11 protein-coding genes and 1 pseudogene are annotated in these 14,029 nt (G+C 45.5%); all 12 read left to right on the top strand.

Annotated features, from left to right (window positions below; translation table 11 throughout):
• Window position 1 precedes the first annotated feature (1 nt).
• The 12 genes and pseudogenes from IPP74_05195 (at window position 2) to IPP74_05140 (ending at window position 14,028) form a co-directional block, all read left to right on the top strand.
• Window positions 2-736, top strand: a complete 735-nt coding sequence (locus IPP74_05195) for a DUF1295 domain-containing protein (protein MBL0318670.1) — start codon at window positions 2-4, stop codon at window positions 734-736.
• A gap of 14 nt (window positions 737-750) precedes the next feature.
• Window positions 751-1,905, top strand: coding sequence for an ATP phosphoribosyltransferase regulatory subunit (locus IPP74_05190; GenBank protein MBL0318669.1), 1,155 nt, complete (start codon window positions 751-753; stop codon window positions 1,903-1,905).
• Between the two features lies 1 nt (window position 1,906).
• Window positions 1,907-2,575 carry an alpha/beta fold hydrolase gene (locus IPP74_05185; protein ID MBL0318668.1) on the top strand — a complete coding sequence of 223 codons (669 nt, stop codon included), beginning with the start codon at window positions 1,907-1,909 and terminating at the stop codon, window positions 2,573-2,575.
• A complete protein-coding gene (locus IPP74_05180) occupies window positions 2,569-3,333 on the top strand; it encodes a methyltransferase domain-containing protein (GenBank protein ID MBL0318667.1) in 765 nt (254 codons plus the stop codon). Before IPP74_05185 ends, IPP74_05180 begins: the two co-directional genes overlap by 7 nt.
• Window positions 3,330-4,004 (top strand): dethiobiotin synthase, encoded by a 675-nt coding sequence (gene bioD / locus IPP74_05175; protein ID MBL0318666.1) that lies wholly within the window; start codon window positions 3,330-3,332, stop codon window positions 4,002-4,004. Before IPP74_05180 ends, bioD begins: the two co-directional genes overlap by 4 nt.
• A complete protein-coding gene (locus IPP74_05170; GenBank protein MBL0318665.1) occupies window positions 4,001-4,456 on the top strand; it encodes a nucleoside deaminase in 456 nt (151 codons plus the stop codon). The genes bioD and IPP74_05170 overlap by 4 nt, the downstream gene beginning before the upstream one ends.
• Before the next feature lie 218 nt (window positions 4,457-4,674).
• Complete coding sequence (locus IPP74_05165; GenBank protein MBL0318664.1) at window positions 4,675-6,390, top strand: NADPH-dependent assimilatory sulfite reductase hemoprotein subunit; 1,716 nt, start codon at window positions 4,675-4,677, stop codon at window positions 6,388-6,390.
• Window positions 6,391-6,470: 80 nt separating this feature from the next.
• Complete coding sequence (locus IPP74_05160; protein MBL0318663.1) at window positions 6,471-6,911, top strand: hypothetical protein; 441 nt, start codon at window positions 6,471-6,473, stop codon at window positions 6,909-6,911.
• Window positions 6,908-7,639 (top strand): phosphoadenylyl-sulfate reductase, encoded by a 732-nt coding sequence (locus IPP74_05155; GenBank protein ID MBL0318662.1) that lies wholly within the window; start codon window positions 6,908-6,910, stop codon window positions 7,637-7,639. Before IPP74_05160 ends, IPP74_05155 begins: the two co-directional genes overlap by 4 nt.
• A 37-nt stretch (window positions 7,640-7,676) precedes the next feature.
• Window positions 7,677-8,509, top strand: a pseudogene (cysD, locus tag IPP74_05150) (sulfate adenylyltransferase subunit CysD).
• 58 nt (window positions 8,510-8,567) lie between these two features.
• Window positions 8,568-10,514 (top strand): adenylyl-sulfate kinase, encoded by a 1,947-nt coding sequence (gene cysC / locus IPP74_05145; protein ID MBL0318661.1) that lies wholly within the window; start codon window positions 8,568-8,570, stop codon window positions 10,512-10,514.
• 16 nt (window positions 10,515-10,530) lie between these two features.
• On the top strand, window positions 10,531-14,028 hold the full coding sequence (locus IPP74_05140; protein ID MBL0318660.1) for an FAD-dependent oxidoreductase: 3,498 nt from the start codon (window positions 10,531-10,533) through the stop codon (window positions 14,026-14,028).
• The last annotated feature ends 1 nt before the right edge of the window (window position 14,029 follow it).

Raw genomic sequence — 14,029 nt, 5'->3', positions numbered from 1 at the left:
GATGAAGCAGCAAATGATAAAAATTGGGAGTTTTTTCTTTAAATACCGCGATAAGGTATTTCCCATTTTAGTACTGGCGCTTTTTTTGTGTTTTGCGCCTATTCATACGGTTGCTGGAACGTTAGTGCTTGAACGGGCAAAAGATATTCTGGCTGTTGCCATTGTGGTAGCTGGTCTTGCGTATCGCGGCTTGGTGATTGGCTATGCCTATATCAAGCGTGGTGGGCTGAATAAGGAAGTCTATGCCGATAAATTGGTAACAGAAGGTTTGTTTACCTTAAGCCGTAACCCGCTTTATCTGGGAAACATGCTGATCTGCATCGGCATTTTTCTAATGCATGGCCATCCGGTGGTCGTTAGTGTGGGAATTGCCCTTTATTGGTTTATCTATCAATGTATTATCTATACCGAAGAAAAATACCTTGCTGACAAATTTGGTAGCGATTATGAGCAATATTGTCAGGAAACTCCACGTTGGATACCCATTTTAAGCCGCCTTCGTACCGCTGTTGAAGGGATGGAGTTTTCATTCAAGCGCGTGATTATCAAAGATTATGGCACTATGGCAACGTCGCTGGGAGCCCTTATCCTGATTAAAATATACGAGCATTGGACGCGTCCGCAGGACATCGTTGATAATGGCGGTGTTGTTTGGTTGATCGTGGCGTTTATGGCCGTGATTGCTGCTGGTGTCGTCATTCGTGTCCTAAAAAAGAAAAATCTGCTAGTTGAATAATCGGGGATCGTACTATGTCGGCTGATTCGCCTTACCATTTTGCTTTGTTGCCGCCTGGGTTCTTCGATGTTATTGAAGAGCAAGCTTCATCCCATGAGCGGGTGCGGGGTGTGTTATTGGCCCATTTTCAGCAATATGGATACCAGTTGGTCAGGCCTCCGCTGATGGAGTTTGAAACCAGCTTGTTTGCCGACAGTAACCAGCCCCTACGTAAGCACGCTTTTCAGCTGATTGATCCTATTTCCCATCACATGCTGGGCATTCGACCCGATATTACCACCCAGGTGGCACGTATTGCTGTGAGCCGTCTCGCTTATTTGCCACGACCGCTTCGCTTATGTTATGCTGGTGAGGTGCTGCGCACCAAAGGCGAGGGTATTGAAGGCAAGCGCCAGCGTACTCAGGTTGGCTTTGAGTTGTTGGGATCTGATAGTGTTTCTGCCGATTCTGAAGTGGTGCGTGTGGCGCTTGGGGCATTGTCTGTGCTTGGCATTACCGACGTTGCCATTGATTTAATTATGCCGCCGATTGTTCGTGATTTGTTCAAGCATTTAAACTTGAGCCTGGATACGCAACTTCAGTTAAAGGAAGCGTTGAGTAAAAAGGACCTGCAATCGATTAAAGTATTAGCCGGGGATGACCATCATTATTTTATTCCGCTGATTACACTTTACGGATCGGTCCAAGATACATTGTTGCATATACGCTCATTGCCGTTAACTGAAAAAACACTCGAGCTTTGCGGACGTTTGGAAACCATTGTTGCCATGATTGCAAGGCATTATCCGCATGTCCATGTAACGATTGATGCAGCAGAAGCAGATTATTTTGACTATCACACCGGAATAGGTTTTTCTATTTTCTCCCGTCATACGGCTGTTGAATTAGGGCGGGGCGGGCGTTACATCGTGCAGCAAAGCCAGCATCTTGAACCTGGGTGTGGTTTTACCCTTTATGTAGATAGTTTAGCCCATCTCATTGCTCCCCAGCCAGCCAGCCATACGGTGCTGGTTGCTCCCGATTGCGAAAACGGAGTGATTCATTCGCTCCAGCAGCAGGGTATGGTCGTGGTATTTGCAGATGACTCAGATACGCTTGAACAGCAGGCACTAAACAGAACCTATTACGGGTGGGTTGACGAGGCAGGAATATTGCACGCGGTAGCTTGACATGACATCGATCTTAACGATCACAGGGTGGAATTTGATACCGGAGAGTTTATTGCCGCATGTGCCTGATGCCCAGGCTCTAGATTATCGGCCCTTTAATCATATGGACGATGTTGCACGATGTTGCTTACGTTATAACCAATCATGGGATATCATTATAGGATGGAGTTTAGGGGCGCAGATCGCATGCAGGCTTGTTGCACAGCAGGTATTGCACCCCAAGAGGCTTATTTTAATAGCTCCCCCGTTTCAGCATGTGCAAGCTAATGGCACTGAATATGGCATGGCGCCATGTGTGTTTGAGTCATTCCGTAATGCCTATGCTGCTTATCCAGAAAAAACATTGCGGAAATTTGCACTGATGAATCACGGGTCGACTCAGATGGCCAAATACATGCAAACCATGCTGGATGAGAATATGAGCCACCATGCTCATTGGCTGTGGTGGCTGGATGAATTGGGCCGTTTCTCGTGCCATGATCTGGATTTTAAGGGTTTCCCTCCTACCACCCTTATTCATGCGAATGATGATCAGGTGGTGTCTATTCATCAGATTAAGGCGTTTCAAAAAGTGCTTCCGGATTATAAATTGGTGATGCTGGATCAAGGTGGACATGTCCCGCATTTGCATGACAGGGATTTATTAACAAGGGTGATCGCAACATGTTAAGACTCTTTTCGTTTAAACAGCGCGTCCAGCACGATTTTTCTGCCGCGGCCCAACACTATGACCACGTTGCCTTGTTGCAAAGACAAGTGGCTAAATCTCTGGCTCACCAAGCGGTGGCTGCCAGTCGTGAATTGCATCAGAAAAACCCTGTCTGGTTAGACATGGGTTGTGGTACGGGTTTTGTGGAACAAGCGTTACATGATTTGCGCTTCGATACAGAGCTTTTGTCATTCGATTTATCGCTGCCGATGTGTAATGTCCACGGCAAAGCTATCAATGCCGACATGGAATATGTGCCTGTGGGTAATGGTAAATGTAATGGTGTCTTGTCGTCTATGGCCATACAATGGGTGCCACAGCCACTCAAAGTATGGAATGAAATGGCCCGCGTTTTAGAGCCAGGAGGGTTTTGTTTAATAGCGGTGCCAGCAGAAAATACGCTCCATGAATTGGTGAAGACCTATCAGGCTTGTGGTTTACAGCAGCCTGTCTATGATTTTTCATTACCTTATTTAGGGGAGGTCAATGCTCTCTTTAAAGAAGTTGAAATTCGCCATGAAATTATCAAATGGCATTACCCGGATGTCATGGCATTACTGCGTTCAATCAAACAGGTGGGGGCTCGCCATAAAGCGCAGGCTCAAACCTTAACCCGTGGCCAATTTAAAGCATTGGAAACTTACTACAGGCAACATTTTGCGGATGATAAAGGCATTATTGCTACGTGGGATATTTGTTTTATCAAAGGCTATGTATGAAGCCACTGTTCATTACGGCGACGGGAACCGATATTGGCAAAACATGGATAGCAACACATTTGATTGCGCAGTGGCGCCGAGAAGGAAGGACGGTTGATGCCTGCAAGCCCGTTGTGAGTGGTTTTAGGTCCGATGACGAAGCATCGGATACGGCATTGCTTATCAAGGCACTGGGGTGCGCTCCAACTGTGCAGCAAATCGATACGGTCTCGCCATGGCGGTTTAGTGCTCCCTTGTCACCCGACGTTGCCGCAGCACGTGAAGGAAAAAAGATTGACGAATCGGAGCTGCTGGCATTTTGTAAAACACGATTAGTGTGTACGGAGGCTGATTATTTTCTATTCGAAGGGGTGGGGGGCGTTATGGTCCCTTTGAACCATCGGTACCTGGTGCTGGACTGGATGCAGGAACTCTCTATTCCTGTTTTAGTGGTTTGCGGAACCTATGTGGGAAGCATCAACCATACCTTGCTGACCTTATTGGCACTCAAGCAGCGTGGCATTGTGGTGGCCGGTTTGGTGGTAAACGAAACGCCTTCATCCCCCATGCGTGTAGAAGAAATGCTGGCTACCCTGGCCAGGCATAGTGATGTGCCAGCCATCGGTCTACATCAGCTTGATCATGGTGAAGAAGCGCCAAGTTTTATGTCATTTATGGAGAAGATTCTATGAATGAATGGATGGCCCTTGCTCTCACAGAAGCCAAAAAGGCATTTGCCCGTGATGAGGTGCCGGTAGGGGCGGTTGTGGTTTATCAAGGTAGAGTTATTGCTCAACAGGGTAATCAAGTAGAGGCGGAGCATAATCCCATGGCTCATGCAGAAATGTTGGTTCTCAAACAAGCCTGCGAATTTTTAGGCGATACCCGTCTGACCGAATGTGATCTTTATGTGACGTTAGAGCCCTGCCCGATGTGCGCCTATGCCATTAGCCTTGCCCGCATCCGACGGTTGTATTTTGCAGCCTATGACCCAAAGGGTGGTGGCGTTGAGCACGGACCGTGCATCTTCCATTCTACTTCCTGTCATCACAAGCCTGAAATTTACGGTGGTATTGCTGAAAGAGAGGCTCAATGGTTGTTAAAAGAATTTTTTCAACTTAAAAGAAGCAATTGCAATAAATAGAAAAATAGGCTATCAATACCGCGCTCATCTAGAGCTATAGCGGACATGTTAGTGTGTGTCGTTTTTAAAAAAACTAAAAACATCCAAAGCATGTGGAATAATTTTTATTTACACTAATTGCTTGCATAATGGTGTGTCACCCATTATAATTCCAGCTTGAGATTCAAGGAGAGATTGGTTAAATTCCTTTCCCACCCCAATAATCAGTAGGTTATGCCATGACAGACACGGTTAAAAAACCATCCCATGCGGAAGAAATTAAACTCGCAAGTCGCTATTTACGTGGTGATGTGAGTAAGGAACTGGATGATACTTCAAACGATTATGTATCAGATGATGTTTATGAATTGCTTAAATTTCATGGCAGTTATTTTGGTTATGATCGTGATACCGCGACTGAACGTAAAAAAGCAGGCCTGGAAAAGCACCATGAATTCATGGTGCGTTTGCGGATGCCAGGGGGGCAATTGACTGCCAAGCAATATCTGATCATGGATGATTTGTGCGACCAGTTTGCCAATGGCACATTGCGCATTACGACGCGTGAGACGTTCCAGTTCCATTGCATCGTTAAAAAAAATATGAAGCCCTTTATCAAAGCCATCAATGAGGCCTTACTGAGCACGCTGTCGGCTTGTGGTGATGTGGTGCGTAATATTTTGTGGACGAGTGCGCCGATTAAGGATGCCAAGCATAAAATCATCGAAGATTTAGGGTATGCACTGGCAAAACATTTTGCTCCGCAAACCCATGCGTACCATGAAATCTGGATCGATGGTGAAAATATAGTCGACCCTGAAACCGAAGAAGAGCCCATCTACGGCACATTATACTTGCCGCGCAAATTCAAAATTGCCATTGCCGAACCATTGGACAATTCAGTGGATGCGATGACGAACGACCTTGCTATTATTCCCTTTTTCAATGGTCAGACATTGGAGGGTTACAATGTCTGTTTGGGCGGAGGGCTGGGTATTACCCATAATAAGCCTGATACCTATCCGCGTCTGGCAACGCCTATTGCTTATGTAAAGCCAGAGGATATCGTTTCGGTCTCTGAAGCTGTGGTGAAATTGCAGCGTGATAATGGTGACCGTACCAATCGCAAGCATGCACGTCTTAAATATGTAGTAGAAGAAAACGGCATTGAGTGGACACGTAAAACGCTGGAGTCGTACTTTGGCAAGCCACTTCAGGATCCACGGCCTATGGGCAAATTTGACATACCCGATCATTTGGGATGGCATGAGCAGGGCGATGGTAAATGGTGGTTAGGAGTTCCGATATCTAGCGGAAGAATCCTGGACCGCGATGACGAGAGAATTCGTACCGGGTTACGCAAGGTAATCCAGACATATCGCATGGATTTACGTTTAACTGCGGATCAAAATATCCTGTTGTGTAACATTGATGCCGCCGACAAAGCGGATATCATCGCCCTTTTTAAAGAGCATGGCATTAAATTGCGTGAAGATATTTCTGCCGTATATCGGGATTTTCTGGCTTGTGTTGCGCTGCCAACCTGTGGAAAGGCCCTTGCTGAAGCGGAGCGTGTCAAGTTACCGCTGGTGGCTGATCTAGAAAAAATAATGGAAAAACATGGGGTTCTGCAGGAAAAAATAGCTGTACGCATGACGGGCTGCCCTAATGGTTGTGCCCGTCCGTATGTTGGTGATATTGGTATTGTAGGCAGAACCCCAGATCATTATGCCATTTATATTGGCGGCGATTTTGAGGGGACACGTTTGAATACAAAAATTCTCGACCGGGTTCCTTTCAGCGAATTGCCACGTATGTTTGATGTGTTTTTTGCTGATTATGCCCAAGGTAAGTTATCGGGTGAGGGGTATGGTGATTATGTGCATCGTGTGGGTACGGACCATGTCGTAACGCAGCTTCAATCACAATGTGCAGGAGCCGTGTGGCTTAAATAAAATCAAGCAGGTATAGCAACGTGTTTCCCATTATAGCCCTTCCATCATTGAGCATTTTATTAGTTGGTAAAGGCGCGCTTTTGACGAAGCGAGCCGCGCAATTGCGCGCAGAGGGCATGGAGGTTACGGTACTTGATTACTTTCCAGATGAAGATCAGATTGCTGGGCATGCAATGATGTTTGTCGTTGGGCTGGACCTGGAAACATCTAAACAGCTACGAGACATCGCGCATCGCTATCATGTGTGGGTGAATGTGCACGATACTCCAGATTTATGCGATTTCAATGTGCCTTCTATTATGCGTCAGGGTGATTTACTGATTTCCGTATCTACCGGCGGTAAAGCGCCGGGACTTGCCAAACGCATCCGTCATCATTTAGAAAAATTGTTGGGTTTGGATTGGGACAAGCGTATTACTAAGCTTCACGCCGTACGCCAGGACTGGAAAAAAGAGGAGCTTTCTTATAATGAGATGGTAAAACGTATGGATGCGTTAATTGATAAGGAAGGGTGGCTATGACTGTTTCCGTAACGCGTCTGCAAACGTTTTTTGGTGGACTTGATGCTTTACCTTTAATTCGGGTCATGGCTAAGGAAGAATTTCCTGGAGAAATTGCTGTTGTTTCGTCATTTGGTGCTGATGCTGTGGTGTTATTGGCTCTGGTTGCAGAGGTCGATCCAACGATACCTGTTCTATTTTTGGAAACAGAAAAGCATTTTCCAGAGACATTAGATTACGTTAATGAAGTGATTCATTGTTTGGGACTTAAAGATGTACGAATGCTTCGTCCAGATCCTAATTTGGTGAATAATATCGATAAGCAGGGAGACTTATGGAGCTATCAGCCCAATCGGTGCTGCTGGCTACGCAAAGTTGAGCCACTTGACCGCGAAATAGCCCGCTCAGGATTGCGGGCGTTAATAACCGGGCGCAAGCGATTTCAAACCAAAGATCGCGAAGATATGGATTCTATTGAGATCGACGAAAAGGGGATTTTTAAAATCAATCCCCAATTCAGCTGGACAAAGGATGATGTAACGCGTGAAATGGAAAAAAGAAATTTGCCTAAACATCCGTTGGTTGATAAAGGGTATTTGTCCATTGGCTGTGCTCCATGCACGAGACCTGTGAAGAGCGGCGAAGATGAACGCGCCGGACGCTGGGCACATACGGCTGGTTTTCCAGGCGGGGAGCAAAAGCAGGAATGCGGACTTCATGTACCGCAGGATGCAGATTGGAGTGTTTAATAGGCATAGATGAAAGTGAATTAAAAAAGGTAATATTATGGATCATTTAGATCAACTAGAAGCACAGAGTATTTATATTTTTCGCGAAGCGTTCAACGCCATTAACAATCTTGGTATGCTGTGGTCATTTGGTAAAGACAGCACGGTGATGATCCACTTGGCGCGCAAAGCTTTCTTGGGACATGTGCCATTTCCACTTATTCATTGTGATACCGAATTAGAAATGGAAGAAGTGTATGAATATCGTGCCAAGTACACCAAAGAATGGAACCTAGATTTAATTATCGAAATTTGTCCACCCATTGAAACCACCGATCCCAGCCTGCCGCATTCAGCACGTGTAGCAGCACGAAAAACCGGCGGTTTAAAAATGTATTGGCAAAACATGGTTTTAATGGTGTGATTGCCGGCATTCGTCGCGATGAGGAAGGAACCCGCGCTAAAGAGCGTTATTTTAGCCCACGCGATACCGAAGGCCAATGGGATGTCAAAGACCAGCCACCTGAATTTTGGGGCCAGTATATGACGGATTTTGCACCGGGCACACATATTCGTATCCATCCATTGCTGCATTGGACTGAGCTTGATGTGTGGCTTTATATTCAACGCGAAAAAATCCCGGTCGTTCCACTTTATTATGCACGGCCTTATTTTGAATTCTTTGGCAAAGAGTATGGTGGCGAAATGATGCGTTTCAGGTCGCTCGGTGAAAAAGGCATTACCTTCCCATTGCCAAGTGCAGCGCAAACCATTGAAGAAGTGATTCAGGAATTGCGTGAAACCAAAGTGTCAGAACGTTCAGGCAGGCCTATGGGCGCCGATGAAGACGAGTCGGCATTTGAGCGTTTGCGTGCTGATGGGTATATGTAGGCCATATCAATAAGAGATAAATTGAGCAATAATAGTGGATAGGATAGGAAATAATATGATGGATGTTCTTGCAGCACAATTTGGCCAGGAGCCACAATGTCATCGCGAACAAATGAAAATTGTGATTGTGGGTCACGTGGATCATGGTAAATCAACCTTAATTGGCCGTTTGTTCCATGATACGGATTCTTTGCCCGATGGCAAATTTGAGCAAATTCAAATGTTATGCAAAAAGCGTGGTATGCCGTTTGAGTGGTCATTCTTAATGGATGCACTGCAAGCAGAACGCGATCAGGGAATTACCATCGATACATCGCAAATCTGGTTTAAAACACCGTTGCGTGACTATGTTATCATTGATGCTCCAGGCCATAAAGAATTCTTAAAAAACATGATTTCTGGTGCGGCGAACAGTGAGGCGGCCCTATTAATTATTGATGCCAAAGAAGGTGTTAAAGAACAATCTAAGCGCCATGGTTATTTGCTGCATTTGTTGGGGGTCCGCCAGATAGCTGTTGCTGTCAATAAAATGGATTTGGTGGGATATGATGAAAATGTGTTCAGGCAAATTGAGCAGGAATATCGTGAGTATCTCAAAGATATTGGCGTCGTGCCTACCTATATTATTCCAATCTCGGCTCGTGAAGGCGATAATATCATCAAGACATCGGATAAGATGAAATGGTACACGGGTCCTGCGGTTATTGAAGCATTGGATCATTTTAAAAAACAGCCTGCTTCTGCAGAATTGCCGTTGCGCTTTCCGGTTCAGGACGTTTATAAATTTGACGAGCGTCGCATCATTGCCGGTCGTATTGAAAGTGGATCGATTCGCGTCGGTGATAATATCATTTTTTCTCCTACCAATAAAATGGTGAAGGTCAAATCCATCGAGAGCTGGAATGGCAGCCGTGATTTGCCAACTGTAGAGCACGCATCTGCGGGCATGTCCGTTGGAATTACACTGGAAGACCAGATTTTTGTCGAACGTGGCCATGTAATCAGTCATGTTCAGCAAGCGCCTTTTTTGACAAATATTTTTAGAGCAAGGATTTTTTGGTTGGATGATAAGCCTCTTGTTATTGGTGAGCGCTATAAATTAAAAATCAATACGTCTAGTTATGAAGTCGAAGTGAAAGAAATTGAACGCGTAGTTGATACATCCGATCTTGGGCATCATGTCAAAGAGCGTGTTGAACGCAATGATGTAGCCGAAGTCATCTTTAGAATTAAAGGGCTGGCAGCAATGGATTCGTTTAACGAAAATGCTGATACTGGTCGTTTTATGTTAGTGCGCGGGTTTAGACCGGTCGGTGGTGGTATTATTGATCTATATGGATTTACCAACCAACGTGTCGATGTGGAAATTAAATCCAAAAATATTCACGCGGTGGATATTCGTATTACACCGGAACAGCGCGCGCTGCGCAATGGCCACAAGGGTGGCGTGTTATGGTTTAGTGGCTTATCGGGTTCAGGAAAAACGACCCTGGCACTTGAATTGCAACAGCATTTGTTTAACAAGGGCTATCATGTGTACGTGCTTGATGGTGATAATATCCGTGGTGGTTTAAGTGCCGACCTTGGATTTGCCCCTGAAGACCGTTCAGAAAACATTCGGCGTGTCAGTGAAGTTGCCGCATTGTTTGCCAATGCTGGGATGATTGTCATTACGGCATTTATTTCTCCTTACCGTCAGGATCGTCATCGGGCGCGTACGGCAGCACCTTCGTCTTTCCACAGTATCTATATCAAAGCAGATGTAGCAACCTGTGAAAAACGCGACCCTAAAGGCCTTTATCAAAAGGCACGCAAAGGTGAAATTAAAGAATTTACAGGCATTTCAGCTCCTTACGAAGAGCCCGATAATCCAGATTTGATTGTCGATACCGAAAATTGCGACATCTTGACAAGCGTTAAAATGCTTCTTGATTATGTTGAGAAAAATTTGGTTGAAAGTGTCGCCGATTTGGATGCAAAAGCCACTACCGGCAGTGGCATTTAAGAAGGGAGAAGGATCAATGGGAAAATTGCATTTAGCCTTTGGGCTGACATTTGCCGATCTCTACAGGCGCGAAGGACTGGAGCGTGTTGACGCGGCCTTTATACACGCGCTGAAAGGTTCTAACATTGATCTCTTTAATCGCTTCGTTAAAGCAAGGGCTTTACCGGGAGAAATAGAAGCTAAAGATGAATCAAATCTTCTCATTGAACTAGCTCCTTATGTTGAGGATTTTATCGGGAGCTTATTTGGGTGCCAAAAAGAAGTGATTGCCTTACAGCAACAGCATCATGAATTAGCGCCTATCTATACGTGTAAGCGCTTATTTGTACAGCGTCGTGCCCCTAAATTGGCTACCAGCAAAGATATTTCAGTTATTGACGGTGAGCGTTTAACGCGTGATGTAGAAGAGTTAATTGGCGGCGATATTAATGAGTTGCGTTATTCCCAAGCGGTCAATAACAAGATGGAAGAAGAAGAGGCAAACCTCGAAGCATTAAGTATCCTTGCCAATTATGCGTTATGGGCGCTGGATTCGGACGAAGGCAAGCAGCGGCATAAATACGGTGTGTTATTTAAACGTCCGCATAAACTCGATTTTGATCACTTGGTGCCCGTAGAAACAGAAGTGATACATGGCGTTACCGTCCTTAAGATGGAGGATGAGAAATTACGCTATCGCGAAGGGTTTAAAATGACCGACCCGGGATATTCACTTAAGAAAGCACTTGATGATGCTAATTACTGTATTTATTGCCATAACCAGGGCAAAGATTCCTGTTCAAAAGGTTATAAAGAAAAGGATGGCAGCTTTAAAGTAAGCCCCACTAAAGTAACCTTGACCGGTTGTCCGCTTGAAGAAAAAATTTCTGAAATGAATATCGTGAGTGCCCAAGGGTACGCGGTTGGCGCATTAGCAATTGTGACAGTGGATAATCCAATGTGTGCAGGTACAGGGCATCGTATCTGTAATGATTGCATGAAAGGATGTATTTATCAAAAACAAGAACCGGTTAATATTCCGCAAGTCGAAACCAAGAACCTCGAAAATGTACTGCACTTGCCGTGGGGGTTTGAAATTTATTCACTGTTGACCCGATGGAATCCGTTAAATCTTCATCGTCCGTTACCGCGTGTTGAATCCGGATATAAAATATTAGTCGCCGGTCTTGGGCCTGCCGGATATACCCTGGCGCACCATTTGCTCAATGACGGCCATACGATTGTGGCCATTGACGGCCTTAAAATAGAGCCACTTCCTGTGGAAATATCAGGTATTACGCCTCATGGGGAGCGGGTGCCTTTTGAACCGATAAAACAGGTTCAGCAAACCTTATTTGAACCGCTTGATACGCGTACGGTAGGTGGATTTGGTGGTGTTGCCGAATATGGGATTACGGTTCGTTGGGATAAAAACTATCTTAAGGTGATCCGTCTTTTATTGGAAAGACGCGAGTCCTTCCGCATGTATAGCGGTATTCGTTTTGGCAGCAATATCACCTATGACGATGCAAAAGAACTTGGTTTTGACCATATCGCTTTATGTATGGGGGCGGGAAAACCAACGGTTCTAGATATCCCAAATGCCATGGCACGAGGTGTCAGGACTGCATCTGACTTTTTGATGGCACTGCAGCTAACTGGCGCAGCAAAAAGTGACTCGATAGCTAATTTACAGGTGCGTTTGCCGGTGGTTGTTATTGGCGGTGGATTAACCGGTATTGATACAGCCACTGAGGCGCTGGCTTATTACCCAATCCAGGTCGAGAAATATTTAAGTCGGTATGAAACCTTAGTGGCCCATTATGGTCAAGAAGCGATAGAGCGGGCATGGAACAGTGAAGAGCGAGAGCTTGCTCAAGAAATGATGAGTCATGCTAAAGCGATTCGGGATGAGCGTGAGCGTGCTCTAAGCCAGCAGCGTGAGCCAGATATTATTTCATTATTGAGACAATGGGGTGGATCATCCCTTGTTTATCGTCGGCCCTTATCCGATGCACCTAGCTATCGCTTAAACCATGAAGAAGTGGAAATGGCGCTACAGGAAGGTATTTATGTGGTCGAGAATGCCAATCCTCTGTCGGTTGAAGTTGATGGTACAGGACATGCCGCAGGGCTGTTGGTGTCTATTCGCGAAGAGGTGAATGGCGAAGTGGTTCTGCGTGAGCAGTTAATTCCCGCACGGACAATTTTCTTTGCCGCAGGAACCAGCCCAAATACCGTGCTGCATAGGGAAGATCCGGAGCACTTTGCTATCCATGGAAAATATTTCCAAGCAGTATCGGAAGATGGCAGTCCCGTTGAACCTGATGCTATAGCTAAGCCAGAGCAAGTGCAGGTGTTGTTATCTATTGATGAGGAAGGCAAGGCGGTCAGTTTCTTTGGTGATCTGCATCCTTCGTTTGCCGGTAATGTCGTGAAAGCTATGGGAAGTGCGAAACAGGGGTATCCGGTGGTATCGCGGATATTATCCAAAGCAGCCCCACGATCAGCAGAAGAAGCCGTGTCATTCTTCAAAAAACTCGATCATCTGCTAATAGCAACGGTAAAAGAAATCATTCGTTTAACGCCCACAATCGTAGAGGTTGTTGTTCAGGCGCCCTTAGCTGCGCGCCATTTCGAGCCAGGGCAGTTTTATCGTCTGCAGAATTTTGAGCGATTTGCCTTAAAAGTAACCGGCGATCACCAGACGACACTGGCGATGGAAGGATTAGCGTTAACGGGTGCTTGGGTTGATAAAGAGCAAGGGCTGATGTCAACGATTGTGCTGGAAATGGGGGGATCATCCAATCTCTGTGCACATCTTCATCCTGGAGAGCCGGTGGTGCTGATGGGACCAACAGGTACACCGACGCATATCACATCGGGTGAGACGGTTATGCTGGTTGGCGGAGGGTTGGGTAACGCGGTTTTATTTTCCATTGGTAAGGCTTTACGCGAAGCTGGGTCTAAAGTTTTATACATTGCCGGTTATAAGAAACTTGAGGATCGGTACAAAGTAAAAGAAATTGAAGACGCTGCTGATGTCATTGTCTGGGCATGCGATGAAGGGAAATTCCCAGTAGAGCGTTCGCAGGATGCCTCTATCCATGGCAATATTATTGAAGCGATTGTGGCATACGCCAAAGGCGATTTGGGATTGCAGGATATTGATACGCATGCAGTTGATCGGATTATTGCCATTGGCTCAGATCGCATGATGGCGGCCGTAGGACAAGCACGTCATGGCGTGCTTAAACCGTTCCTTAAATCCAATCATACGGCCATTGGCTCGATCAACTCACCTATGCAATGTATGATGAAAGAAATCTGTGCTCAGTGCCTGCAAAAACATATCGATCCCAAAACAGGCCGCGAGTATTATGTGTATAGTTGCTTTAACCAGGATCAGCATTTAGATGAGGTTAGCTTCCCTCATTTGAATGAACGTTTGAAACAAAATACCGTCCAGGAAAAATTAACCACCAAATGGATAGAATTTTGTTTATACTCTTTAAAGGCAAGTAAAGCATCCTGAG

It is taken from the genome of Alphaproteobacteria bacterium, assembly GCA_016722515.1.
GTDB lineage: Bacteria > Pseudomonadota > Alphaproteobacteria > Rickettsiales > JADKJE01 > JADKJE01.
This window is presented reverse-complemented; position numbering and strand designations above follow the sequence as displayed.

Bases quoted from the DNA above. Each gene is read 5' to 3' on its own strand.
- IPP74_05195 (MBL0318670.1), top strand. From the start codon at position 2: ATGAAGCAGCAAATGATAAAAATTGGGAGTTTTTTCTTTAAATACCGC.
- IPP74_05190 (MBL0318669.1), top strand. From the start codon at position 751: ATGTCGGCTGATTCGCCTTACCATTTTGCTTTGTTGCCGCCTGGGTTC.
- IPP74_05185 (MBL0318668.1), top strand. From the start codon at position 1,907: ATGACATCGATCTTAACGATCACAGGGTGGAATTTGATACCGGAGAGT.
- IPP74_05180 (MBL0318667.1), top strand. From the start codon at position 2,569: ATGTTAAGACTCTTTTCGTTTAAACAGCGCGTCCAGCACGATTTTTCT.
- bioD (MBL0318666.1), top strand. From the start codon at position 3,330: ATGAAGCCACTGTTCATTACGGCGACGGGAACCGATATTGGCAAAACA.
- IPP74_05170 (MBL0318665.1), top strand. From the start codon at position 4,001: ATGAATGAATGGATGGCCCTTGCTCTCACAGAAGCCAAAAAGGCATTT.
- IPP74_05165 (MBL0318664.1), top strand. From the start codon at position 4,675: ATGACAGACACGGTTAAAAAACCATCCCATGCGGAAGAAATTAAACTC.
- IPP74_05155 (MBL0318662.1), top strand. From the start codon at position 6,908: ATGACTGTTTCCGTAACGCGTCTGCAAACGTTTTTTGGTGGACTTGAT.
- cysC (MBL0318661.1), top strand. From the start codon at position 8,568: ATGGATGTTCTTGCAGCACAATTTGGCCAGGAGCCACAATGTCATCGC.
- IPP74_05140 (MBL0318660.1), top strand. From the start codon at position 10,531: ATGGGAAAATTGCATTTAGCCTTTGGGCTGACATTTGCCGATCTCTAC.